24 protein-coding genes and 1 riboswitch are annotated in these 24,739 nt (G+C 33.0%); of the genes, 22 read left to right on the top strand and 2 right to left on the bottom strand.

The features are described from left to right. Positions 1-238 precede the first annotated feature (238 nt). From ACMGE6_RS11380 to ACMGE6_RS11355, 6 genes are all read left to right on the top strand, one after another. Positions 239-667 carry a hypothetical protein gene (locus ACMGE6_RS11380; protein ID WP_414053868.1) on the top strand — a complete coding sequence of 143 codons (429 nt, stop codon included), beginning with the start codon at positions 239-241 and terminating at the stop codon, positions 665-667. Between the two features lie 676 nt (positions 668-1,343). Continuing rightward, a complete protein-coding gene (locus ACMGE6_RS11375; RefSeq protein ID WP_414053867.1) occupies positions 1,344-2,117 on the top strand; it encodes a hypothetical protein in 774 nt (257 codons plus the stop codon). Beyond that, positions 2,114-2,905, top strand: coding sequence for a TIGR00282 family metallophosphoesterase (locus tag ACMGE6_RS11370; RefSeq protein ID WP_414053866.1), 792 nt, complete (start codon positions 2,114-2,116; stop codon positions 2,903-2,905). The genes ACMGE6_RS11375 and ACMGE6_RS11370 overlap by 4 nt, the downstream gene beginning before the upstream one ends. 16 nt (positions 2,906-2,921) lie before the next feature. Further along, entirely contained in the window at positions 2,922-3,422 is a 501-nt protein-coding gene (locus ACMGE6_RS11365) for a DUF3467 domain-containing protein (protein WP_414053865.1), read from the top strand. A gap of 106 nt (positions 3,423-3,528) precedes the next feature. After that, entirely contained in the window at positions 3,529-5,262 is a 1,734-nt protein-coding gene (locus ACMGE6_RS11360) for a 2-oxoacid:acceptor oxidoreductase subunit alpha (RefSeq protein ID WP_414053864.1), read from the top strand. Then, positions 5,263-6,126, top strand: a complete 864-nt coding sequence (locus tag ACMGE6_RS11355) for a 2-oxoacid:ferredoxin oxidoreductase subunit beta (RefSeq protein ID WP_414053863.1) — start codon at positions 5,263-5,265, stop codon at positions 6,124-6,126. It abuts the gene before it with no gap. A 47-nt stretch (positions 6,127-6,173) separates the two neighbouring features. Here ACMGE6_RS11355 and ACMGE6_RS11350 read toward each other — a convergent pair whose 3' ends face one another. After that, entirely contained in the window at positions 6,174-7,160 is a 987-nt protein-coding gene (locus ACMGE6_RS11350; protein WP_414053862.1) for a C40 family peptidase, read from the bottom strand. 225 nt (positions 7,161-7,385) lie between these two features. Then, a riboswitch (TPP riboswitch) is annotated at positions 7,386-7,485 on the top strand. A gap of 41 nt (positions 7,486-7,526) precedes the next feature. On the opposite strand from ACMGE6_RS11350, the gene ACMGE6_RS11345 reads away from it, so the two are divergent. Genes ACMGE6_RS11345 through ACMGE6_RS11330 form a run of 4 tightly spaced genes read left to right on the top strand, consistent with a single transcriptional unit; the run spans position 7,527 to position 10,264 of the window. Further along, positions 7,527-8,543, top strand: coding sequence for an ABC transporter substrate-binding protein (locus tag ACMGE6_RS11345; RefSeq protein WP_414053861.1), 1,017 nt, complete (start codon positions 7,527-7,529; stop codon positions 8,541-8,543). Continuing rightward, entirely contained in the window at positions 8,543-8,830 is a 288-nt protein-coding gene (locus tag ACMGE6_RS11340; protein WP_414053860.1) for a thiamine-binding protein, read from the top strand. Before ACMGE6_RS11345 ends, ACMGE6_RS11340 begins: the two co-directional genes overlap by 1 nt. Next, positions 8,827-9,567 carry an ABC transporter permease gene (locus tag ACMGE6_RS11335; RefSeq protein WP_414053859.1) on the top strand — a complete coding sequence of 247 codons (741 nt, stop codon included), beginning with the start codon at positions 8,827-8,829 and terminating at the stop codon, positions 9,565-9,567. The genes ACMGE6_RS11340 and ACMGE6_RS11335 overlap by 4 nt, the downstream gene beginning before the upstream one ends. Continuing rightward, a complete protein-coding gene (locus ACMGE6_RS11330; protein ID WP_414053858.1) occupies positions 9,560-10,264 on the top strand; it encodes an ABC transporter ATP-binding protein in 705 nt (234 codons plus the stop codon). Before ACMGE6_RS11335 ends, ACMGE6_RS11330 begins: the two co-directional genes overlap by 8 nt. Positions 10,265-10,290: 26 nt before the next feature. Here the strand turns inward: ACMGE6_RS11330 and ACMGE6_RS11325 are convergent, their stop codons facing one another. Beyond that, entirely contained in the window at positions 10,291-10,932 is a 642-nt protein-coding gene (locus ACMGE6_RS11325; RefSeq protein WP_414053857.1) for a VTT domain-containing protein, read from the bottom strand. A 133-nt stretch (positions 10,933-11,065) separates the two neighbouring features. On the opposite strand from ACMGE6_RS11325, the gene ACMGE6_RS11320 reads away from it, so the two are divergent. The 12 genes from ACMGE6_RS11320 to mutS all read left to right on the top strand — a co-directional run bounded on the left by ACMGE6_RS11320 (position 11,066) and on the right by mutS (position 24,731). Further along, positions 11,066-12,781, top strand: a complete 1,716-nt coding sequence (locus ACMGE6_RS11320) for an ABC transporter ATP-binding protein (RefSeq protein ID WP_414053856.1) — start codon at positions 11,066-11,068, stop codon at positions 12,779-12,781. Continuing rightward, positions 12,774-14,624: an ABC transporter ATP-binding protein gene (locus ACMGE6_RS11315; RefSeq protein WP_414053855.1), complete on the top strand. Its 1,851-nt coding sequence runs from the start codon at positions 12,774-12,776 to the stop codon at positions 14,622-14,624. The genes ACMGE6_RS11320 and ACMGE6_RS11315 overlap by 8 nt, the downstream gene beginning before the upstream one ends. 325 nt (positions 14,625-14,949) lie before the next feature. Continuing rightward, positions 14,950-15,324: a GntR family transcriptional regulator gene (locus tag ACMGE6_RS11310; RefSeq protein ID WP_414053854.1), complete on the top strand. Its 375-nt coding sequence runs from the start codon at positions 14,950-14,952 to the stop codon at positions 15,322-15,324. A 2-nt stretch (positions 15,325-15,326) separates the two neighbouring features. Next, entirely contained in the window at positions 15,327-16,229 is a 903-nt protein-coding gene (locus ACMGE6_RS11305; RefSeq protein ID WP_414053853.1) for an ABC transporter ATP-binding protein, read from the top strand. Further along, on the top strand, positions 16,192-16,845 hold the full coding sequence (locus ACMGE6_RS11300) for a hypothetical protein (RefSeq protein ID WP_414053852.1): 654 nt from the start codon (positions 16,192-16,194) through the stop codon (positions 16,843-16,845). Before ACMGE6_RS11305 ends, ACMGE6_RS11300 begins: the two co-directional genes overlap by 38 nt. After that, on the top strand, positions 16,846-17,505 hold the full coding sequence (locus ACMGE6_RS11295) for a hypothetical protein (RefSeq protein WP_414053851.1): 660 nt from the start codon (positions 16,846-16,848) through the stop codon (positions 17,503-17,505). Between the two features lie 118 nt (positions 17,506-17,623). Beyond that, the gene (locus ACMGE6_RS11290; protein ID WP_414053850.1) at positions 17,624-18,871 is read left to right on the top strand and encodes a hypothetical protein; all 1,248 of its coding nucleotides are present in this window, start codon (positions 17,624-17,626) and stop codon (positions 18,869-18,871) included. 12 nt (positions 18,872-18,883) lie between these two features. Then, positions 18,884-19,540, top strand: a complete 657-nt coding sequence (locus tag ACMGE6_RS11285; RefSeq protein ID WP_414048037.1) for a hypothetical protein — start codon at positions 18,884-18,886, stop codon at positions 19,538-19,540. Positions 19,541-19,648: 108 nt separating this feature from the next. Further along, on the top strand, positions 19,649-21,181 hold the full coding sequence (gene miaB / locus ACMGE6_RS11280) for a tRNA (N6-isopentenyl adenosine(37)-C2)-methylthiotransferase MiaB (protein WP_414046546.1): 1,533 nt from the start codon (positions 19,649-19,651) through the stop codon (positions 21,179-21,181). Beyond that, positions 21,181-21,606, top strand: coding sequence for a RicAFT regulatory complex protein RicA family protein (locus ACMGE6_RS11275; RefSeq protein WP_414046545.1), 426 nt, complete (start codon positions 21,181-21,183; stop codon positions 21,604-21,606). The genes miaB and ACMGE6_RS11275 overlap by 1 nt, the downstream gene beginning before the upstream one ends. Before the next feature lie 60 nt (positions 21,607-21,666). Next, on the top strand, positions 21,667-22,161 hold the full coding sequence (gene thiW / locus ACMGE6_RS11270; RefSeq protein ID WP_414053849.1) for an energy coupling factor transporter S component ThiW: 495 nt from the start codon (positions 21,667-21,669) through the stop codon (positions 22,159-22,161). 2 nt (positions 22,162-22,163) lie between these two features. Beyond that, entirely contained in the window at positions 22,164-24,731 is a 2,568-nt protein-coding gene (mutS, locus tag ACMGE6_RS11265) for a DNA mismatch repair protein MutS (protein WP_414053848.1), read from the top strand. The last annotated feature ends 8 nt before the right edge of the window (positions 24,732-24,739 follow it).

Raw genomic sequence — 24,739 nt, 5'->3', positions numbered from 1 at the left:
TAACGTGAAATACGTTGCTTAATGTTGCAATCATGCAACCTTTTTATAGTTTTCCCGAACACAACAGGGTTGCACCGTAAAAGCTTTTATATCAACGGTTTAAACGTTTTACCTAACGCAACTGAGTTGCAACCTATTACTTTTACAAAACACAACAACTTATTAGAATGTTGATAGATTATTCTAGATGGTTTTTGTATTATTAAAGTGTACTAAATAAAATAATAGGAGTGATTAAATGATTGAGATCAAAAAGGTTTTATCTAATTTATACAGTAATGATAAAGGTTACAATGCTTCAATGTTCCAAGAAAAATTGGGTGATACATTAGAAACACTTAATAATTTAGATTATCTTGACGATAATTCACTTATATATTTAGACGGTGTTAAAGATTTTGCTACTGGTTTTAAATGCGAAAGGGTAATTGTATTTCAAGATAATACATTAATCTTAGTAGATCTTGAAAAAGATGAGGATTCTATAGAAATGTATTTTGATTTAGAACTGAAGAAAATCATCACAAAAAATATAAGAAAATATGATTTAACACCTGAATCATTAGTAATAGATTTCAATAATATCAAAATTGAATTATTAAGGAAAAATCAATTAGAAGATAAATCTTTATTGAAGATTATGAAAAGTATCCCCGAGCTATACTAATATTTTTAATAATACCCGCTTCTCATTCCGATTTTAAGCACGAAAACTTTTAAAAGGTGGGTAGTTGTTAGTTAAAGTTAATACAATCGCACACAGTTGCAAATAGTAGGGTGTAAAAGTATAATTAATGTATTAGGGCATAGCCTTAAAATAACTAATGAAATACCATGCGTTAGTTGTTATATCTCTTGATCTATAATGTCATATCTATTTCATTGCTATCACTGTCCTTTGCTCACTCACTTTAATTAGTGGGTGATTTTTTTATGGGCAAAAAATGGGCAGACTTATGGTAAAATGGGCAAAGCATAGAAACAAGATATTTCAAGTAATAGTTCTTAAACCTTTGATACATAAGGTTTTGAAATGAATAGAACGATTTATAAAAAACATTGCACAGAATACGCGAAATAATAGTGATAAATAGAACAACTCTTAGAGCCATAAGGCTTTGAGGGTTGTTTTTATGTGAGATAAAATAGTGTTATACTGGAAATGTATGATATATTAATGAATAAAATATGGGTGATGTGACCCTCGGATATGATAAAAATACAATGATTAGAGATTTTCTTTTTTCGTTTCATACCTTGTTTTGCAGTGCTGATACTGGTATTCAATTTGCCTTTTCAAATGATAATATTATAGGTATATATATTATTTAAGGAGTTAAGCTATGGAAAAACGTGTAAAAATTTATTTAGGTATAGGCGCAATATTAATTTTGATATCTTTACTACCTATAATAGAAGCATATCAACTTCATCATAATAGACAACAAGCGTATAAAGAACGTTTATTAACTGAATTGATTATTGATGAACATAATATTAATGAAGTGAATGCAGATGATAATATAAATGTTGATATGATTTCGGTTGAACATATTTTCACTGATGATAAGGGTAAAGAGATAGTCGCACACAGTCTAAAAGATTATCAACAGTTAATGAAAACAAGTCAAACATATCGCCGTACATATCAACTTGGTGATCAAAGTATACAAATTATTGAGCAAATTGCTAAAAAGCATGTAAAAGAAATTTATATCAATAAGGATAAGGTAAATGTTGATATTAAGACACGTGAAGATATAAATCATCATTATATTAAAACGCCGATTATATTTGAAAAGAAAATTTCGACAGGTGAGACATTGCTCATGGTCTTTAACCAAAACAAAAATGTTATTCAATATGTCGCGATACAAAGTCATGCTAAAAACATAAACGGGAAAACAACGCTTGAAACGATTAACTTAGACGGTGTATGGAATAATAGACTGAATCTAGTCGGCTTTAAGACATTACCAGAACAGCATATCAGTCACTACATATTCTATCTTTTTATCTTTTATCCCTTACTCACGTTGATTCTAGGTATATTTTTATGTTATATATGTTATCTGAGAGTTAAAATGAAACGTGCAGAAAGAAAGAGGCAATTATGAGAATATTATTTATAGGTGATGTTGTAGGTTCGATTGGTCGAGAGATGCTCACAGAATATTTACCGCAACTTAAGAAGAAATATGGACCTAATATAACTATTGTGAATGGTGAAAATGCTGCGCATGGTCGTGGCATTACAGAAAAGATTTATAAAGAAATGATGACATTAGGTGTAGATTGTGTAACGCTTGGCAATCACACATATGGTCAACGTGACAGCTACGACTTATTAGATAGCAATGTAAAAATGGTTCGTCCAGCCAATTATCCTGAAGATAACCCAGGGAAAGGGATGGAAATTATAAAGTTTAACGATAAGAAAATAGCAGTCATTAATTTACAAGGACGTGCTTTTATGCAGCAAATTGACTGCCCGTTCAAAAAGTTTGATACTTTATATGATGTGGCAAAAAAAGAAACAGACTATATCTTCGTTGATTTTCATGCGGAAACGACGAGTGAAAAAGGTGCGTTCGGTTATTATGTAGATGGACGTGCGAGTGTTGTTGTGGGGACACACACCCATATACAAACAAGCGATAACCGTATACTGAATTCAGGTACAGGATTTATTACTGATGTCGGAATGACAGGGTATTATGATGGTATATTAGGTATCAATAAGGATGAAGTCATTCATCGTTTCTTAACCTCTATGCCGGTGAAACATGTCGTACCAGATAAAGGACGTGGCGTTTTAAGTGGAGTGTTTATTGAGCTTAAAACAGACGGAACAACAAAGAAAATAGAGAGAATATTAATCAACCAGGATAATCCGTTGAAATAGAAAGTGAGAAGAGGATATGTTTAAAAAGAAAAATTCAAAACTAAATTTTAATGGAGAGCATCTTTATTTTAATTATGTAAGTGTCGAAGAAATATGCGATGATATTATTATTAGCTTTAAACAGTTGGATAATAATGGAATCATTAATCAATATCGCGTGGTAATGAATATCGTTAGTGCAAAATTGATAAATGGAATTATTGCTGATGTAATTGAGGAATTTGAAAAAATAGAGTATAAAATTAAAAGATTTCCTAATGAAAAATTTTCACATCTTAATAATGAAATCAAGGAAATTGATTATTCATTACATTACGTAAATCATATAACTATTAGTTCAAGTCCAATTTCATTTATTTTAGAATATTTATTTGAAGGTCCGGATGAAGAACAGAAAATTAGCAATATTATTGTCAAACCGGAACTTGCTAAATATATTTATCTGGAGACCCAAGAATTTATTGATAAGTATGAAGCATCTTATGGAGAGATAAATTTGGAAGATTATCTAATATAGCTCTATCGGCCATTCGACTGATTTTTATCATTCAGACCACTTGTCTATGTAAAGACAGGTGGTTCTTTGTTATATTAGAATAAGTGATTATAGTAGGAGGGTACATATGAAATCTCAAATTTCTTGGAAAGTCGGCGGTCAGCAAGGTGAAGGAATAGAAAGTACTGGTGAAATTTTTTCAACTGCTTTAAACCGTTTAGGCTATTATTTATATGGATACAGACATTTTTCCAGCCGTATTAAAGGTGGACATACCAATAACAAAATACGTGTTTCTACTTCAAGGGTTCATTCAATCAGTGATGATTTAGATATTTTAGTTGCTTTTGATCAGGAAACAATTGATGTCAACTATCATGAGATGAATGCTACAGGTATTATTTTAGCGGATAGCAAGTTTGATCCAGTTGCTCCAGATGATTATGAAGGTAAGTTTGTTTCAATGGCTTTTACAGAGGTAGCGAAAGAGCTAGGCACAGCTTTAATGAAAAATATGGTAGCGGTAGGTGCTAGCGCGAGTTTGATTGGTGTTGATCTTAAACATTTCGAAGTATTGGTTGATGATATATTTGGCAAAAAGGGTGAGAAAATCTGTGCATTAAATAAACAAGCATTGCATGCTGGTTTTGATTTAATGGAGCAAGAAGATTTTCATACATTTTCATTAAATCCTTCTACAGAGGAAGGTCATTTATATATGATCGGTAATGATGCTATTTCTTTAGGTGCACTTACAGGTGGAGCACGATTTATGGCAGCATATCCAATTACACCAGCAAGTGAAATTATGGAATATATGATAGATAAATTACCAGAATTCGGTGGAACGGTCATTCAAACAGAAGATGAAATTGCAGCAGCGGTTATGGCAATCGGTGTAAACTACGGTGGTGTACGTGCATTTACAGCTTCAGCAGGTCCAGGTCTTTCATTAATGATGGAAGCAATTGGATTAAGTGGTATGACAGAGCAACCATTTGTGGTCATCAATACGATGCGTGGGGGTCCTTCAACTGGATTACCGACAAAACAGGAACAATCTGATTTAATGCAGATGATTTATGGGACACATGGTGATATTCCAAAAATCGTCCTTGCACCAACGACCGCTGAAGATGCATTCTATTTAACTGCAGAGGCGTTTAACTTAGCTGAACAATATCAATGTCCGGTTATTTTACTTAGTGACTTACAACTTTCAATGGGTAAACATACGGTTCCGAATTTGGATTTTAATAGAATCAAGATAGACCGTGGTAACTTAATTACTGAGGTTGAAGCGCGTGAAGATAAATCATACTTCAAGCGTTATGAAGTAACTGAAAGTGGTATATCACCACGTGTTATTCCAGGTGTTAAAAATGGTATCCACCACGTCACAGGGGTTGAACATACAGAAGAAGGTAAACCTTCTGAAAGTCCAGTCAACCGTGCAAAACAAATGGAAAAGCGCATGCGTAAAATTGAGCAGTTAAAGATCTCTGAACCTGTAGATTATCAGGAAAATCATCCAGAAGCAGATGTTTTAGTTATCGGATACTTATCAACTTACGGTGCGATTGATGAAGCAATTGAACGTATTGATGGTAAAGTCAATCATCTTCATATTAAACAATTACATCCATTCCCAGTTGATGAAGTTCAAGATGCAATCAATAAAGCAAAACGCGTAATTGTCGCTGAACATAATTATGCAGGTCAATTGTCAAGCATCATTAAAATGAATACGATGCATCAAGGTAAGATTACAAATTATACAAAATACGATGGTACACCTTTCTTACCGAAAGAAATTGAAGCGAAAATTAATGAAGTAATTGAAGTAAAGGAGCGCATCTAAATGGCAACATTTAAAGATTTTAGAAATAGTGTGAAACCGAACTGGTGTCCGGGATGTGGTGACTTCTCAGTACAGGCAGCAATACAAAAAGCTTGTGCAAATGTAGGGCTGGAACCTGAAGAACTAGCTGTTATCACAGGTATTGGGTGTTCAGGACGTTTGTCTGGATATATTAATTCATATGGTGTGCACTCAATTCATGGACGCGCATTACCAATGGCGCAAGGTGTAAAAATGGCTAACCAAGAGTTAACTGTTATTGCATCCGGTGGTGATGGTGATGGCTATGCGATTGGTATGGGACACACAATCCATTCAATCAGACGTAACATCGATTTAACTTATGTTGTAATGGATAACCAAATCTATGGCTTAACAAAAGGACAAACTTCACCAAGTTCAGCCCATGGTTTTGTAACGAAAACAACACCTAAAGGATCAATTGAAAAACATGTTTCACCTTTGGAATTAGCAATTACTTCAGGTGCAACATTTGTAGCGCAAAGTTTCTCAAGTGATATTAAAGAATTAACAGCTATTATTGAAGCAGCTATTAACCATAAAGGTTTTGCCTTCGTTAATGTATTCTCACCATGTGTGACCTATAATAAAGTAAACACATATGAATGGTTTAAAGAGAATTTAACGTCATTAAATGATATTGAAGGTTATGATAATAAAAATAAAACACAGGCCTTAAATACTGTTGTAGAACATGACGGGTTAGTGACTGGTATTATTTATCAGGATATCGATACACCAAGCTATGCTGAACAGTTAAATGGCTATTCTAAATCATTAGCGAAAGAACCGATTGAGATGGATCAATCAAAATTTGAAGCATTGATGGCTGAATTTAAATAAAAATAGAGCGCTGTAATATTTATATTACAGTCGCTCTATTTTTTTAATTATTTAAAAACACGTTTAGCTCCTAACTGAGCATAGCCGAATTGATTTTTATAGCCTTTTGTTTTATATACATTATTATTGAGAGAATGAAGAATTTCATTCTGACCTAAATAGAGAGATACATGTCCAGCCCGACCATAACGATCAATATAGAAGATTAAATCACCACGTTGAATATTATTGATATTCACATATGAAAATTCTTTATTTTTCCAGAGTTCATTAGCTAAGTCTGATTGTGGTCTCACATTCACAAAGTTTGAAATACCTTTTGGATCAAAACCTCCTGCACGCATGGCTTGAAGTAATAATCCTGAACAATCAAATCCAGCTTCTCCTGTACTTCCCCAAATATATGGTTTACCGACTTGTTGATTTGCATAATTGATCATTGCATTGATACGCGTGGCACGGCTGGCTTGAGTGGGTACGACACTTGGCTTTTTCCATGCATCTATATTAAATGAAATTGAATTACCGAACATCTTTATCCAGAGACTTTTTGAAACAACGCCTGTTGGTTTTAATCCTCTGCTTCTTTGATATGATTTTACAGCATTAACCGTACGTTCGTTCATCGTTGATGTATATGGTGAGTATGGAATGCCTAGTTTTCTTTGTAGATAATATACTTTTATGCCGTTATAGCCTGGGTATAATGTATAGCCACTATTTGAATTTGGAGCAGTAGACGCTAATTTTGATCGATGAATATACATACCACGATATTGTGCTGGATAGGTTAATTTAAGAAAAGAGCCGACATTTGATCCTCGTACTTTCGTAGCAGGTAGGAGATTACCAACCTGGTATGCACTAGTAGATGGTTTATTAAAAATTATTGTATTTCTTTCGAAAGTATATTTCTTGTAAGTTTTTACAGCAGCGTCAGCATGATATACTGGTAGTGATTGTGATGTTGTAATACTTGTTAAAAGCACAGCAGAAATCAATAGTTTTTTATTGATACTTATGAATGTTTTCATATTTTCGCCTCCAATAGATTCAATCTATTATATGATTTATATATAGAAAATAATAGTAATTTTTCAAAATTAAATAACTATTTTCAGTTAAAAAAATGACATAAATTAATTAAAAATATTTATTTGATGATGAGGCATTACACATAAAATATTACAAATGCAGTATTAAACATTTTATACATAGAACTTATTTGGTATACTTGGTATGTTAAAAAATAAAATAACTAAAAACACTAGGGGAGTTACTCTGAGATTGGTCGTGCGCCTAAACCCTTATTCACCTGATCTAGGTAAAACTAGCGTAGGGAAGTGTCGTTTTTGACACAACTTTACGTATAGTTGTGTTTTTTATTTGGAGGAAAAATAATGAAGAGAAGTTTATTGGCTGGTTTAAGTTGTGCTGTATTACTCGCAGGTTGTGGTAATGATTCGAAAAATAAAGAGAGTGAGACTGATAATTCTAATAGCAAATTGGATAAAGTTACAATGATGTTAGACTGGACACCAAACACAAACCATACTGGTATATACGTAGCAAAAGAGAAAGGTTTCTTTAAGAAACACGGTCTGGATGTAGAAATTAAAGCACCTGGTGAGGTTACGGCGGATCAGTTAATCGCTGCAAACAAAAAAGATGTTCAGTTTGGTATTAGTGCTCAGGAACAGGTAACTCAATCACGTTCTGAAGGTGTACCGATTAAGTCGATTGGTGCAATCATTCAGCATAATACTAGTGGTTTCATGAGTTTGAAAAATAAAAACATCAAGTCACCAAAAGATTATGAAGGTAAAACCTATGGTGGCTGGGGAGCGCCAATTGAGAAAGCATTTATCAAAACATTAATGGATAAAGACAAGGCAGATATTAACAAGACTAAGATCGTTAATATGGGTAGTACTGATTTCTTTGCCGCTTCAAAGAAGAATATTGATTTTGCATGGGTTTATTACGGCTGGACAGGTATTGAAGCAAAAACGCGCAATATCGATGTTAATATGCAGTATTTAACAGATTATGATAAAAATCTAGATTATTATACACCGATTATCATCGCTAATGAAAAATACTTAAAAGCAAACAGTAAGACTGCAAAAGCATTTATGGCTGCTGTGAAAGAGGGCTATGAGTATGCAATTAAGCATGAAAAAGAGAGCGCTGATATTCTAATTAAAGCAGCACCTGAACTTAAGAAACAAAAAGATCTTGTCTATGAATCTCAAAAATATTTATCTCCAAAATATCAAGATGATGCTAAAACTTGGGGGATTCAAGATGAAAAAGTTTGGGCAAACTATGCGAAATATTTAAAAGATAATAAAATTATTAAGAAGGATTTTGTTGCAAAAGATGCATTCACGAATGAATTTGTGGAGGGTAAATAATGGCTAATACAATCATGAGTATTCAAATTATCCCAAAAACGCCGAATGGTGAAGATGTTATTCCTTTTATTGATGCAGCGATCGAAGTTATTGAACAATCCGGTTTAAAATATTTTGTATCTCCATTAGAGACAAGTATAGAAGGGGATATGAAGCAATTATTACCATTAATTGAACAGATGAACAGTCGTATGCTTGAACTGGGTTGTGCATCGATTATTTCTCAAGTGAAGTTTTATCACGCTGAGTCTGTTTCAATGGATCAACTGGTCGAAAAGTATCGATGATAAAAGTATTAAAGTTCTCAGCATTTTTATTATTTTTACTTTTGATTTGGGAAGTGTTGGTGAAGACATTAAAAGTTGATCCATATACACTTCCTGCACCAAGTGCAATTGGAAAATCGTTTGTTGTAGATTTTCCGGAATATTATCCACATCTCATCCCAACGGTCAATTTAGTATTACTTGGGTTAATATGTTCTATAGTCATTGGAGTGTTATTTGCGATTATTTTAAACTTAATCCCTGCTTTAAATGATTTTATCTATCCATTGTTAATAATAAGTCAAAATATTCCTGTGATAGTAATTGCACCCCTACTAGTTATATGGTTCGGTTTTGGATTATTACCGAAACTTATCGTCATCACATTAATATGTTTCTTTCCGATAACGGTAAGTTTACTTGAAGGTTTTCACGAGACGAATAAAGATTTAAAGAAGTATATGTTGATGATGGGGGCAACGCGTTTGCAGTTGTTTACAAAATTAGAATGGCCAAACAGTATGCCATTTTTCTTCAATGGTTTAAAAATTGCAGGTACGTATTCAGTGATGGGGGCAATAATTTCTGAGTGGCTAGGGAGTGATAAAGGTTTAGGTAAATTTATGATTCTAGCGCAACGTGCTTTTCAAGTCGATCAGGTTTTTGTAGCAATAGTCTGGATTATCATATTTGCGATGGCAATATTTACCGTTATTGAATTGATCAAACGCATTGTGTTGAGGTGGAATCATGAATAGTATACTAACACTTAAGGATATCGCTCATCAATATGGTGAAAATAGCGTATTAACAAATATAAACCTTGATGTTAAAAACAATGAAATCATTGCAATTGTAGGACCCAGTGGATCTGGAAAATCAACACTAATTAACATTATTGGTGGATTGTTAAAGCAGACATCAGGTCATGTTTACATAGACGATCGAGAGGTTACTCGTACAGGGCATGTTTCTTATATGCCACAGACAAGTTCTTTAATGCCCTGGCGCACCGTAAAGGAAAATATTCAGTTAGCAACAGAGATTGGCAGTCAAACTGTGGATAAAAGTACAGCGTTACTTGAACGCGCGGGTTTTACGGATATTAAAGATCAATATCCATCGAGTCTGTCAGGGGGTATGCAACAACGCGTCTCATTTTTGAGAGCATTAAATTCTAATCATGATGTTCTTTTGCTTGATGAACCATTTTCTGCGCTGGATGAGATTACAAGAATAGAGATGCAACAATGGTTAAAGAGCTTAATAAGAGAGACTGGTAAGACTGTGTTAATGATTACACATAGCATTGCTGAGGCAATAGATATGTCAGATCGTATTATCATACTCAATGGTAAACCTGCAACAATAACGAACATATATCCTATACACAGTGATATGAGTGAATTGAGCAAAAATGATTTAAGAAATACAATATTTCATCAACTACGATAAAGAGGTGAGACACATGTCTCACCTCTTTATTTTTTTCTCATGTTTTGAATGACACTTATTAAAGCGGGTAAAATAGACACTAAAATAATAACGATAAGCACTATTTCAAAATTATTTTTAACAATTGGAATGTTACCAAAGAAATATCCTCCAGCTAAACATATACCTACCCAGGCAACTGCTCCAATGACATTGTAAAGAATAAAATAACTATATCTCATTGAACTTGCACCAGCGACAAACGGAATGAAAGTTCGTATGAATGGCATAAAACGCGCTAATAAAATTGTTTTTCCACCATATTTGTTGAAGAAATTTTCTGCTTTAAGTAAGTGTTCCTGTTTAATCATACGACCTAGCTTTGGATGATTTACGATCCCATAGCCAATCCATTTACCGATATGATAATTCAACGTATCGCCAATAATTGCGGCAAGAGATAACAAAATAAATAAAAACCATATATTTAATGCGCCTTGCGGAGCTAATGCACCAGCTGCAAAGAGCATTGAATCACCTGGTAAGAATGGCATAATAACTAAACCAGTTTCTACAAATACAATTCCGAATAAAATCGCGTAGGTTAAACCACCATATTCTTTAACGATATTAACGAGATGCTCATCAATATGTAATATAAAATCTATTAACTGAGAAAGTATTGACATAAATTTAATCTCCAATTCTGATAATTTCCTTCTTTATTATACGCTAGTCAGACTAATATGCAAAAGACTATGTATTTTTATTTTTAATACCATCGAACAGTGGCATAATATTATTTAAAGGGTAGGTGATTCAATGATATTAAAATTTACTAAACCATATTTAGGTTATATCGTTTTTGCTTTGATGCTTATGCTACTGGAACTTGCAGTAGAACTTAGTTTACCAGTGATATTGTCTCAAATTATTAATAAGGGAATCATTGAAAAAAACTTCGATAATACATTACATTATTTAATATTACTTATACTTATGAGTATAGCAGCGTTTGTGTGCGGTATTATCAATTCATTTGTAGCAAGTCATGTGTGTCATAGTTTTTCTTATGATTTGAGAGAAGCTATGTTTGAACGCATTCAAAAGTTCTCAATTGCAACTCTGGAAAAGTTCAGTACTTCAAGTATCATTACACGACTAACCAGTGATGTTATCGCATGTGAAATGGTTCTATTTATGAGTTTACGTATTATGTTACGTGCACCATTACTTGTGATAGGAAGTATTGTGATGAGTTTTATGGTTGCACCACATCTCGCAATCTATTTACTTATTGGCAGTCCATTGATATTTATCTTTCTACTCATATCAGCAAAAAAAGGCATGAAATTATTTAAACGTGTTCAGCAGGAACTCGATAATGTCAATCGAACAATACAACAAAATTTGTCCTCTGTTCGAATGATTCGTGCAAATTTAAGTGGTGAATATGAAACTGATAAATTTAAGCAGACTTCAATATTACTTAAGAATGATACCGTTAAAGCACTTAAGTTAATGGAACAAATCCTCCCGTTCTTATTAATTGTGATGAATGTCGCGCTATTAATTGTTATTTATATTGGTGCAAAAGATATATCACAAAGCGTAATAAATGTAGGAGCACTTGTCGCGATAATTAACTATGCATTAAGAATGCAGGGTGGATTTTCAATGTTTGCATTCATTATCGTTGCATTTTCTCGTGCGAAAGCGAGCAGTGATCGGATGAAAGAAGTACTTGAGACACCTGTTGATGAAGATGAATTGGAATTTAAAATAAATCCACACAAAGGTGGTGCAAGTATAGAATTTATAGATGTTGATTTCAAATATCCATTATCTCATCGCAATATTTTGGAAGATATTAACTTCAAAGTAAATGCTGGTGAGAAATTTGTCATTATGGGAGCTACAGGTTCAGGAAAGTCTGCATTGCTTAGCTTAATACCAAAATTATATGAACCTACAAAAGGGAAGATTCTTATCGATGGTAAAGATATTCGTAAGATAGATGAACAAAGTTTAAGAGAAATGATTGGCTATGTGCCTCAAAAAAATATTTTATTTACCGGAACGGTTTTTGACAATATTATTTTTGGTAATCCGTTAGCGTTAGAAAGTGAAGTGGTGCATGCAACGGACATCGCACAAATTCATGAGAATATTATGAAGTTTGATCACAAATACGAGACTATGGTTGGACAGGAAGGTGTTAATTTATCTGGTGGTCAAAAACAACGCATTGCAATCGCGCGTGCAATTATTCGTAAACCCAATATTCTCATTTTAGACGATTCAACGTCTGCATTAGATATACATACAGAATCACGGCTTTTTAATATGCTTGAACAACTTCAGATGACACGATTGATTGTTACACAAAAGATTGAAACAGCAAAATCAGCAGATCATATTTTATTGCTTGACCACGGTAAGATTGTCGGTTTTGGAGACCATGCCACGCTTCTGAAGACGTCTGAGTTGTATCAGCAAATTAATGCCTCACAGTTAGCAGGTGATCAAAATGCCTAAATCTATTTTTGGACATCCTTTTTTACTAACAAAAGAAGATTTGAAAAAAAATAAACAAAAAACCGATCAACGTGGTAATCCTGTTGCCAAAGCGAAAAACTGGAGGTATTCTGTACGTCGTATTTGGCAGTTGATGGATGATGCCCATCTTAAATTGCTGATTGTTATTTTATGTGTCGTAATTTCATCTTTACTTGGCTTACTGGGACCGTACATTATCGGTAAAATCATCGACACAAAAATCATCCCGAAAAAATTTGACGGGCTTACTCAGGATTTGTGGATGCTGCTTTTAATATTCATCTTATTATCAGCTACTTCTTATATTGCAGCGATTATAATGGTTACTATTGCACAAAAAGCTGTTTATAAATTAAGGATGCAATTATTTGAACATATGCAAAAGTTACCGATATCTTTTTTTGATACAAGACAGCATGGTGAGTTAATGAGTAGAATGACAAATGATATTGATACGATTTCACAAGTATTAAATTCATCATTTATCCAGTTCACATCATCTGTAGTAACGATTGTCGGGACAATTATTGTGATGCTTATGTTATCACCATTACTTACATTACTTACAATGATTATCATTCCGCTCATGTTTTTATCGATGCGCTGGATCACGAAAAGAACAGGTCCTCTATATAAAAGCAGACAAAAAGCAATTGGAGAGATGAACGGATTTATTGAAGAAATTGTTTCTAGTCAATCAGTAGTTAAAGTATTTTCTCAGGAACAAGAGGTGATGAGAGGATTTAGAGAAAAGAACGCGAGTGTTCGAGATAATAGTTTTTGGTCTGTGACTTATTCAGGTTTTATTCCTAAAGTGATGAATTTCTTTAACAATATTTCATTTGCAATCGTAGCAGGTATTGGAGGAATATTAGCTTTGAAAGGTTACGGTATCACTGTTGGAACCATTATGATCTTTGCAGAATATGCAAGACAATTCACCCGACCTCTAAATGATCTGGCCAATCAGTTTAATACGGTACTTAGTGCGTTAAGTGGTGCAGAACGCGTATTTGAAATTATTGATACACCAGAAGAAGATGATGTAAAAAGTGAGAATATTCACCTAGATATAAAAGGAGATATCACACTTGAACGTGTCGTTTTTAAATATAATGACAAGCAATCTGTTCCAACGTTAAATGATATATCATTTGACGTGAATAGAGGCGAATCTTTAGCACTTGTGGGAGCAACAGGAGCAGGAAAAACAACTGTGATTCAGCTTATTGCGAGATTTTACGACATACAGGGTGGATCGATAAAAATAGATGGAATCGATATCACGGAAATTCCAAAAACTACATTAAGGAATCAGATAGCATATGTACTACAGGACCCATTTATCTTTGACGGAACGATACGAGAAAATATTAAATATAAAAATCAGCATATCAGTGATGAAGTAATGATTCAAGCAGCTAAAGATGCGAATGCCTACGACTTCATTATGCGTTTGGAAAATGGATTTGATACAGAAGTTACTTTTGAATCCACGCATTTATCACAAGGCGAGAAACAATTGATTAATATCTCACGTGCACTTGTCCTCAATCCTAAAATATTATTATTGGATGAAGCGACAAGTAATATTGATACCGTAACAGAAATGAAACTGCAGGAAGCGATTGAAAAACTTATGAGTGGAAGAACGAGTATAATCATTGCCCATAGATTAAATACTGTAAAGAAAGCAGATAAAGTTGTAGTGCTCAATCAGGGTGAAGTAGTAGAAGCAGGAAAACAAAGTGAATTAATTGCATCCCGTGGTGTTTATTACGACATGCTGAATTCAGGAGAGGATTTAGAGTTACTGGAATAATATGATAATGTTTATTTGGCCCGGTTCGTCCAAAACCCGTGCAAAATGAGTATCAATATGCCCGGTTCGGCCATAAACCGTGCAAAAAGAGTACGAATATGCCCGGTTCGTCCATAACCCGTGCAAAAAGAGTACGAATATGCCCAGTTCGTCCATAACCCGTGCAAAAAATAAATGAATATGTATGGTTAAGCCTCAAACCGTGCATCCAAAACACGTAAACAACTCAATGTTTACGTGTTTTGCTTTTGATTTAATAAAATTCTTTACATTACTGTATATACTGTGTATATTGTATATATACAATATAACGAAAGAGGGTGGTATGTTGAACATTCATTTTGATCCCAAAAGCGATCAACCGATTTATGAACAGTTAAAATCAGAGATAATCAGATTGATAATGGCAAAAGAAATACGTGAAGGCGAATCCTTAATGTCAATGCGTGCGTTGGCAAAAATGCTTGGCATCAGTGTAATTACAACGAAGCGGGCATATAAGGATCTGGAGGATTTAGGTTACCTATATACAATACCTGGAAAGGGAACGTTTGTCGCACAAGGGAATATTGCGATTATTCAGGAACAGTCGAATAAGGAATTAGAGGCATTGATTCTTTCTTCAATACAACTTGCTAAACAACTGAATATTAATCAGCAGGATTTAATAGAACTGACAAAAGATTTATGGGAGGAATAAATTTGAATAATCATGTCATTGAAGTCAAAGGTTTAAAATACACACAAAATCATTTCGTATTAGATATACCTAATCTTCAAATACCAAAAGGCTATATTACAGGTTTAATCGGAGAAAATGGTGCGGGAAAAACAACATTAATCTATCAATTATTAAATCTTACTTCACCAGATGAAGGAAGTATTAAAGTCTTTAATCAAAATTATATTGAAGATAGAGCAGGTATACTTTCTGAAATAGGAATAGTATTTAGTGAAAACCATTTTCCTGACTGGATGAATGCCAAAAAACTTGAAACAATCATGAAAATGTATTTTGAACAGTGGGATAGCCAAGCGTATTATCATTATTTAAAACGTTTCGAAGTGCCTGTTAAAACTAAAATTAAGCACTTATCACAAGGAATGAAAGTCAAACTCAGTCTTGCAACAGCATTAAGTCATCACGCTAAACTACTCATCCTAGATGAACCGACTTCTAGTCTAGATCCAACGTTCAGAGTAGAATTGTTAAAAATATTTCAGGATTTGATGCTTGATGAAGAGATGACCATTCTGTTTTCTACGCACATAACGTCTGACCTGGAATCCATTGCAGATTATATTTGTTATATAGAAAAAGGGAAATTAATCATGATGGATGAGAAAGATCATATTTTAGAAGATTACAAAATAGTGAGAGGAGCAACTTCACTATTAGATGAAGAAATTGAACAACTTTTAATTGGTACAGAGTTTTATGAAACAACATTTACTGCATTAACGAATGAGGCACAAGCGATGACAGAATTATTTGGAAATGAAATATCGATTCACAATGCAGGTATCGATGAACTCATGTACTTTAAGAAAAGGGAGCGTATGCATCATGGTCAAACAGATAAAATTGTTTATACAGTTCAATAGCTATAAATGGTGGTATGCATTCTTATTCATAGCTACCATTGGGTTTGACATCTTTCTTTTTACTATAAGAAATAAAGATGGAAGTGCATTCTCACCTTACAATATGGCTTTATATATCATGTTAATGTACGCATTTCCTATACAAAAAGCATCATTAAGAAATAGAAGATTAAAAGAAAGTTATTATATATTGCCGAAAAATAAGAAAGATTTAATATTAGATGAATGGAAAATCGTACTATTGCTAAATGTTTTCAGCTTTATCCTATGGTCAGTTGAAATAATACTAACAAAACAAACACTGACTATTATGCCATTACTATATGTTTATAGTGCAGCCATAATAATGAATGCAGTAACTTTTTATAGCTACTATGCGAACTGGAAATATAAAAATAAAAACACTTTTATGATTTACTGTGTGACTTTTATAGCGATAAATTTTATTTTTCTTGAATTACAGTTTAAATATCTTGAAAATCACGCATTCGCGCATGAGTTTATTTTCAGTGTGTTACCTTTTGTTGCTTTAGCAGTTTCAATATTGATTTCAATAAAACTTATTAAAATGACCATAAAAAAATCATTTTCTAAAAGCTTAGTTTGGAGTGATTAAATGAAAAAAATAATATTTTTAGATTTTAAATTGTTAAAATCAATGCCTTTTATTATTATTGGGTTATTTCTAAGTTCTATAATGTTAAAGGCATATATTGATAATGGTAGTTTAACGAGAATCGACCAAAATGTATTGACATTTAATTTTGCTGATACTTTTTTCTTATTATTAATGACTTGTATATTTTATCTGCAAGCTCAAAAATATGATCAACTCAGAAAGTTAAAAGCGACTCCTTGGTATGAGAGTCTTCCAATGAATAAATCTGAAATACTTAAGTCAAATTTATTTATTGTGATATTCCCACATCTCTTATTATTGTTTTTTGCATCAGTATTTTATTCAATCAACGATGACTTCTTCAAATTTCATGGAATGATGATGATGTTTGGATTGAGTTTAATCATGAATGGCTTGATGATTATATTCGATATAAAAAATCAATTGATATATATTATTATCGTAGGTTTTGGAGGGGCTTTATTAATATTCGCGTTTGGTTTTCATTATTTACTTGTTATGAATGATTTTAATATGAATCTTAATCTAGAGGATAATCTTTATTGGAACTTTTACTTATATGAATTACCCTATATATTAACTTTAATCGGTATTATCACATGTTTCTCTTCATATTGGATTAAGAAACAATTCTAACCATCTCATCATCGAGATGGTTTTTTTAGTTAATTTATCTTTTTGTATTAAATTTTTATTATATTTATAGATTTGCTAAATTTAAGATAAACATACTTTATTTCTTAGGAGGTCTCTCATGGCGGTAAGTTTATCGGATGTTGCATCTCATAGAATGAATAAATTGATTGATCATTTTAATTATGAATTAGAAACTGTGAATTATTTTAATAAGAAGATTTCAAGTGACTATTTAGATGAAATATTAGTAATGGAGTTTGCTCAAAGTTTTATTCGTTATCAAATTTTAAGTGCAAGTTTTGCTCAAGTTACAATCGGTGTGTTAAAGGATACACAAAATGATAAAAAGATAGTCCCATTTAGTGAGTCAAGTGCCTTGAGATATTCAATTAATAATCCCGAGCAAGCTGATTTAGTAAATTTTGAATATGTAAGCAAGCTTGCAAACTTGGTAAATACAATCCATAGTTTAAAAGCAGAGTATTTAAATCGCTCGAATCATGCGAGAGAGATATTAGTAAGACAATTCCCTGATGCATATTTCCAAATGTATGACATTTCAATGCAGTTGATTGAAGAAAATCCTATGTTACTTACTCTAATCATTGATGATCGTTTATTTCAGCATGGGTTCTATATCATGGTTGATCAAACATGTTTAAATATAACGCGAAAATCAAGTGAAAATAAAATAGCAATGGCTATCAGACAGCAGGTATTTAAATTATTTCAGAATCAATTATTCTTTATCGATACTCATCCACAAGTGTTACATAATTTGATTATCGATTTAGTTAATTTATATGAAAATGAACGCAATTTTTTAACATACCAGCAACTGAAAGGGATTAATGAGATTACACCGAATGTATTATTCAATTATGTAGTATCAAAAGTAAAACAAAATCTTATTGCGACTTCAATGATACTGTGTACTTATTACATACCTAAAAATGGAGAACGTTATCCTCTGGCTGATTATTCAGCGCTTGATGTAGTTTATGGTGAAATCAATAAAAATTCAATCACATATAATGAATTTAATGATTACAGTCAAAGTATGATTGATCAATTTTATTATTTGGAAAAACTATCTATGCAAGAAATAGAAAAATTAGAAAAGGATATTCATAAACAGTATCCTGATGTTCAAATTGTTATCAAAGTAATTTCTCATGCTGTAATAGATAAACATTATCATCGTATGGGACTTTTAACTTCAAAACTAACTTTTTTCAACACACTAACGATGATTATTAATAGTGTAATGTTCAAAATTCATCAATCAGGCGAACTGAAAGCATCTGAATCGTATAAAGTAATATACAATGAATTGACTAATATTCACAAAAATTATTTGATTTAAAGGAGAGCTAATATGACACTACAGTCTTCAAAACTTGCAGAGCGATGCGCACATTTACCTGGTGTTATGGATTACATTGTAGATTTATATGAACCTTTTCAAACAATTGAATCAACTATGACTGATGAAGATTTATTGATATTTACAAAAATTCATGTACTCAATTACTTAGTTCAAACTTCTTTGAAACAATGTTTTTATGAAGGTAAGACGGAAAATTTGCATAAAGAAGTTGTACCAGGAGGCTTATTTAAAAAAGAAAAAGTGACGTACACAGAAAAACATATTGAAGGTATCGTGCCAGCACAGTTTATTTTAGAGCGATTTACTTATGAAATTTATAATCCACATGTATGGTTAAACACGGTCACAATTAATCAAGATGTATTGAATCAAAATAGTCATATTAAAAACAGAGCGGATCAAATTGATGAAATCTTAAAACGAACTTTATTTACACTGAATGTAAAAGAAAAAAGTTTCTCATATGATATATATAAAATTACTTTTGCAATATTAGAAGATAACTTAAACTTTTATGATGATTGGTTTAAAAGTAATGATATAAGAAAATATTTTGAAGATGCACTTTATCGTGCTATTCAAAGAAATATTAAAGCACCTTATTCTGTGACACAATGGATGAAAAGATTAGAAAAATTAGTTTAAAAAGCGCTTTGGCGCTTTTTTATTTTATACAGTAAAAATACTTTGAAAATATATATTTAAAAAGTTATACTATAGGAATGATTATGTTGAAAATGGGGTTAGTATGTAATGAATGAAGAAAGTAGATTAGATGCTTCACAGGTGCGAGGTAAAAATGCACCTGAGAAAGATTACAGTAAGTATTTCGAAAAAGTGTATCAGCCACCGAGTCTTAAAGATGCAAAAAAGCGTGGTAAAGAATCAGTAGAACATCATGCATTTTCAATTGATGAAAAGTATAAAGGTTTAGGACGTGGACGCAAGTTCTTTATTCGTACTTATGGATGTCAAATGAATGAGCATGACACTGAAGTAATGGCTGGAATTCTGGAAGCGTTAGAATATACGGCAACAGAAGATGTCAATGATGCAGATGTTATACTACTAAATACATGTGCAATCCGTGAAAATGCTGAGAATAAAGTGTTCGGTGAGATTGGTAACTTAAAGCATATTAAACTTGCGAAACCAGACGTTTTAATTGGTGTCTGTGGTTGTATGTCTCAAGAAGAATCTGTAGTGAATAAAATTATGAAATCTTACCAAAATGTCGATATGATTTTTGGTACACATAATATTCATCGCTTACCAGCAATCTTAAATGAAGCTTATATGTCTAAAGCGATGGTTGTAGAAGTATGGTCTAAAGAAGGTGACGTGATTGAAAACCTTCCAAAAGTGCGCATGGGTGAGACGAAAGCTTGGGTCAATATAATGTATGGCTGTGATAAATTCTGTACATATTGTATCGTTCCGTTTACTCGTGGTAAAGAGCGTAGTCGTCTGCCTGAAGAGATTATTGCTGAAGTGAGAGATCTGGCAAGACGTGGCTATAAAGAAATTTGTTTATTAGGTCAAAATGTTAATGCGTATGGTAAGGACATAGATGGCTTAAATTATGGTTTAGGTGATTTACTCGCTGACATCCAAAAAATTGATATCCCACGTGTACGTTTTATGACGAGTCATCCATGGGATTTTGATGATCGATTAATTGAGGTACTTGCTCAAGGTGGCAATATTGTACCTCATATTCATTTGCCTGTTCAAAGCGGTAATAATGATGTACTTAAGATTATGGGACGAAAATATACACGTGAGAGTTATTTAGAATTAGTAGATAAAATTAAAGCGGCAATACCCGATGTTGCACTGACAACAGATATTATTGTAGGCTATCCAAACGAGACAGAAGAGCAGTTCTTAGATACAATTGATTTATATGAACGTGTCGGTTTTGAACATGCTTATACGTATCTATATTCTCCGCGTGAAGGTACGCCTGCTGCAAAGATGAAAGATAATGTTTCAACTGCCGACAAAAAGGATCGTTTACGTCGCTTAAACCAAGTTGTTGCACATCACACTGAAAATGCATTAAGTTACTATCAGGACAAGGAAGTCATTGTGTTATGTGAAGGAACATCTAAGAAAAACGATGAAATCTTAGCAGGCTACACAGATAAGAGTAAGTTAGTTAACTTTGCTGGTCCGGAATCGGCGATTGGTAAGTTTGTCAGAGTGAAAATCACAGATACAAAGCGTTATTCATTAAACGGAGAATTGATTGAAATTATAGAACCAGTTGGGGTGGGAAGATAATGTATACAAATGATGAGATTATTGCAAAAGCAAAAGAATTAGGGAAAATGATGGCTGAAACTGAAGCAGTTGAATTCTTCAAACGTGCGGAAGCGCAAATTCATGAGAATCAAAATGTTCGTGAGAAAATGGCGTCATTAAAATCATTGCAAAAACAAGCAGTGAACTTTGAAAACTATGGTAAAGAAAAAGCACTAGGTCTTGTTGAAGAAAAAATTGCTAAAGTTGAAGCGGAATTAGATGAAATGCCGATTGTTGATCAATTTAAAGAAGCGCAAGGCGAAGTGAATACTCTTCTACAAATCGTGTCGCATGCGATTAGTCAGACTGTTACAGATGAAATTATTATTTCAACTGGCGGTGACCTTTTATCAGGTGAAACAGGAGCTGCAAAAGCTAATGCAGCACCAGGTTGCGGTAACTAATTATATAAAACAAATAATGTCGGTTCATATGAATCGGCATTATTTTGTTCAGGAGGATTTATGCGCAATAATACTAAAAAATTAACACTTACTAGCATCCTAGTCGCTATGAATGTTGTATTAAGTAATTTAATATATATCCCTATCGGTCCGATAAAAGCATTTCCTATGCAGCATTTTACAAATGTGTTGTGTGCTGTGCTGGTAGGTCCATGGTATGGATTAGCACAAGCTTTTATTAGTTCACTGATTCGCAACATTCTTCATACAGGCTCTTTGTTTGCATTTCCTGGTAGTATGGTAGGGGTATTGCTCTCAGCAATTTTGTTTCATAGATTTAAAGCGATAAAATATGCAGCAATCGGTGAATGGATAGGGACAGGTTTTATCGGAAGTTTTTGTACTATCCCAATTATGTTGATGATGAATATTAACTTAAATGGTTTCATGCCGATATTTTATGCTTTTATAGCGAGTAGCCTTGCAGGGAGTCTTATTGCCTATTTTTTATTAAAGTTATTAGATAAAAGAAATTTATTAAGAAGGATGGGTTAACGATGTCTAAACCTACACCTATGATGACACAATATTTAGAGATGAAAGAACAATATAAAGATGCGATATTATTCTTTCGATTAGGTGATTTCTATGAAATGTTCTATGATGATGCAATTTTAGCAGCAAAAGAACTTGAAATCACATTAACACGTCGTGATAAGAAGAATGCGATTCCGATGTGTGGTGTGCCACATCATTCATCAAAAGGTTATATTGAACGTTTAATTGAAAAGGGTTATAAAGTTGCGATAGCAGAACAAATGGAAGATCCAAAACAAACTAAGGGTATGGTCAAGAGAGAAGTTGTTCAAATCATTACGCCAGGAACTGTGATGGATGATATGATCAGTGAAAATGAAAGTAATTATCTGGCATGTGTGTATAAAGATGAAGAAACATATATCATTACTTATAGCGATGTTTCTACCGGTGAGTTAAAAGTCACGAGCTGTGATGAGACGACGATGCTGAACGAATTGAGCAGTATCGCACCTAAAGAAATCATCACGAATGTCAATCTGCCAAATCATATCGATCAGCATTTTAAATTAATGACGACTATCGTCACAGTTTTTGAATCTGATAAAAATTTCGATAAAGTTTCTGATTTAAAAGAATCATTACAACCCGCTGTTAATTTATTATTAAGCTATATTAGTGAAACACAGATGCGAGCGCTTGATCATATTGACCAACCGGTAGAATATGCGGCACTGAGTCATATGCGTCTTGATATGTATGCCAAACGTAACCTGGAATTGACTGAAAGTATCCGTCTTAAAACTAAAAAAGGAACGCTTTTATCAATCTTCAATCAATGTAAAACGCCAATGGGTAATCGTAAGTTAAAAGAGTGGATTGAACGTCCGTTAGTACATAAATCTCAAATTGAAGAGCGACTTTCAATTGTTCGCCTTTTTAACGATGAGTTTATTTTACGTCATAATTTACGTGAAGCTTTAACGCATGTGTATGATATGGAGCGTTTAGCAGGACGCGTACAGTTTGGAAATGTGAATGCTAAAGATTTAATTCAGCTAAAGTATTCGCTTGAACAGTTACCACGCATCAATGAACTACTTAGTCCATATCGCAATATTGTTGAAGGGTTAGATGGCATACAAAGCTTAGCACCACTTTACGAATTACTTGAAACAAGTATTATGGATGAACCACCTGCAACGATTAAAGAAGGTGGTATTTTTAAAGATGGATTTAATCAGCAACTTGATTACTTTCGACATGCACAAAGAAATGGTAAAACATGGCTTACTGAGTTACAGGCTAAAGAACGTGAGCGTACAGGCATTAAGTCATTAAAAATTAGTTTTAATAAAGTATTTGGTTATTATATTGAGATTTCTAAAGCTAACTTAGTAAATATAGATGTAGAACAATACGGTTATGACCGTAAGCAAACTTTAAGTAATGCAGAGCGTTTTATTACTGAAGAATTAAAGGAAAAAGAAGCATTAATTTTAGGTGCAGAAGAAAAAGCGATAGATTTTGAATACGATGCGTTCATTCAGTTACGAGAACAGGTAAAAACATATATTCCTAATTTAAAACGTCAGGCAAAGCGCATTGCTGAACTTGACTGTCTGCAAAATTTTAGTGAAGTTGCTACTAATAATGATTATACTGAACCCAAAATTTCTGATAGACGTCTATTAGAAATTAAAGATGCCAGACATCCTGTTGTCGAACAAGTGATGGAACGAGATCAATATGTACCGAACGATTGTTCATTAAATGATAGTGGATTTATTTATCTTATTACAGGACCAAATATGAGTGGGAAATCTACATATATGCGACAAGTTGCTTTGATAAGCATAATGGCACAGATGGGTTCTTTTGTACCTGCCAGCTATGCTGAATTACCGATTTTCGATCAAATATTTACGCGTATCGGTGCAGCAGATGATCTTGTAAGTGGACAGAGTACTTTTATGGTGGAAATGTTAGAAGCACGTAACGCACTCATTAATGCGACTGAGAATAGCTTAATCATATTTGATGAGATTGGACGTGGTACTTCAACGTATGATGGATTGGCGCTTGCGCAGTCGATGATTGAATATGTTCATAATCATATTGGTGCAAAAACGCTCTTTTCAACACATTATCATGAACTAGTCGGTCTTGATGCATCACTTGATGGCTTATCTAACATTCATGTTGCAGCAAAAGAGTATAATGGTGAACTTATTTTTCTACATAAAATAATGCCCGGCGCAGTTGAAAATAGTTATGGTATTCATGTTGCAAAACTTGCTTCGTTACCTGATGAAATCATTAATCGCGCCGACCATTTACTAGAGTCTTTTGAAAATTACAGTATTAAAGAATTAAATTTTGTAAATAAAGATGAGAATATAAATAAAACTCAAGATAATATAGAGAAAAATGAGCGAACTCAAGATTTAGTGCAGCCTTCATTTGATTTGTTTGGAGAATCCAATGATACAGCGGTGATAGAAGAACTAAAAAGCTTAACAATCGAATCAATGACTCCAATAGAAGCGCTTCTTAAATTACAAGAATTAAAATCTCAAATAAAGTAGGTGAACCA

Source organism: Macrococcus equi (assembly GCF_047426745.1).
Lineage (GTDB): Bacteria > Bacillota > Bacilli > Staphylococcales > Staphylococcaceae > Macrococcoides > Macrococcoides equi.
This window is presented reverse-complemented; position numbering and strand designations above follow the sequence as displayed.

Coding starts and splice junctions, on each gene's coding strand:
- ACMGE6_RS11380 (WP_414053868.1), top strand. CDS start 239: ATGATTGAGATCAAAAAGGTTTTATCTAATTTATACAGTAATGATAAA.
- ACMGE6_RS11375 (WP_414053867.1), top strand. CDS start 1,344: ATGGAAAAACGTGTAAAAATTTATTTAGGTATAGGCGCAATATTAATT.
- ACMGE6_RS11370 (WP_414053866.1), top strand. CDS start 2,114: ATGAGAATATTATTTATAGGTGATGTTGTAGGTTCGATTGGTCGAGAG.
- ACMGE6_RS11365 (WP_414053865.1), top strand. CDS start 2,922: ATGTTTAAAAAGAAAAATTCAAAACTAAATTTTAATGGAGAGCATCTT.
- ACMGE6_RS11360 (WP_414053864.1), top strand. CDS start 3,529: ATGAAATCTCAAATTTCTTGGAAAGTCGGCGGTCAGCAAGGTGAAGGA.
- ACMGE6_RS11355 (WP_414053863.1), top strand. CDS start 5,263: ATGGCAACATTTAAAGATTTTAGAAATAGTGTGAAACCGAACTGGTGT.
- ACMGE6_RS11350 (WP_414053862.1), bottom strand. CDS start 7,160: ATGAAAACATTCATAAGTATCAATAAAAAACTATTGATTTCTGCTGTG.
- ACMGE6_RS11345 (WP_414053861.1), top strand. CDS start 7,527: ATGAAGAGAAGTTTATTGGCTGGTTTAAGTTGTGCTGTATTACTCGCA.
- ACMGE6_RS11340 (WP_414053860.1), top strand. CDS start 8,543: ATGGCTAATACAATCATGAGTATTCAAATTATCCCAAAAACGCCGAAT.
- ACMGE6_RS11335 (WP_414053859.1), top strand. CDS start 8,827: ATGATAAAAGTATTAAAGTTCTCAGCATTTTTATTATTTTTACTTTTG.
- ACMGE6_RS11330 (WP_414053858.1), top strand. CDS start 9,560: ATGAATAGTATACTAACACTTAAGGATATCGCTCATCAATATGGTGAA.
- ACMGE6_RS11325 (WP_414053857.1), bottom strand. CDS start 10,932: ATGTCAATACTTTCTCAGTTAATAGATTTTATATTACATATTGATGAG.
- ACMGE6_RS11320 (WP_414053856.1), top strand. CDS start 11,066: ATGATATTAAAATTTACTAAACCATATTTAGGTTATATCGTTTTTGCT.
- ACMGE6_RS11315 (WP_414053855.1), top strand. CDS start 12,774: ATGCCTAAATCTATTTTTGGACATCCTTTTTTACTAACAAAAGAAGAT.
- ACMGE6_RS11310 (WP_414053854.1), top strand. CDS start 14,950: ATGTTGAACATTCATTTTGATCCCAAAAGCGATCAACCGATTTATGAA.
- ACMGE6_RS11300 (WP_414053852.1), top strand. CDS start 16,192: ATGGTCAAACAGATAAAATTGTTTATACAGTTCAATAGCTATAAATGG.
- ACMGE6_RS11295 (WP_414053851.1), top strand. CDS start 16,846: ATGAAAAAAATAATATTTTTAGATTTTAAATTGTTAAAATCAATGCCT.
- ACMGE6_RS11290 (WP_414053850.1), top strand. CDS start 17,624: ATGGCGGTAAGTTTATCGGATGTTGCATCTCATAGAATGAATAAATTG.
- ACMGE6_RS11285 (WP_414048037.1), top strand. CDS start 18,884: ATGACACTACAGTCTTCAAAACTTGCAGAGCGATGCGCACATTTACCT.
- miaB (WP_414046546.1), top strand. CDS start 19,649: ATGAATGAAGAAAGTAGATTAGATGCTTCACAGGTGCGAGGTAAAAAT.
- ACMGE6_RS11275 (WP_414046545.1), top strand. CDS start 21,181: ATGTATACAAATGATGAGATTATTGCAAAAGCAAAAGAATTAGGGAAA.
- thiW (WP_414053849.1), top strand. CDS start 21,667: ATGCGCAATAATACTAAAAAATTAACACTTACTAGCATCCTAGTCGCT.
- mutS (WP_414053848.1), top strand. CDS start 22,164: ATGTCTAAACCTACACCTATGATGACACAATATTTAGAGATGAAAGAA.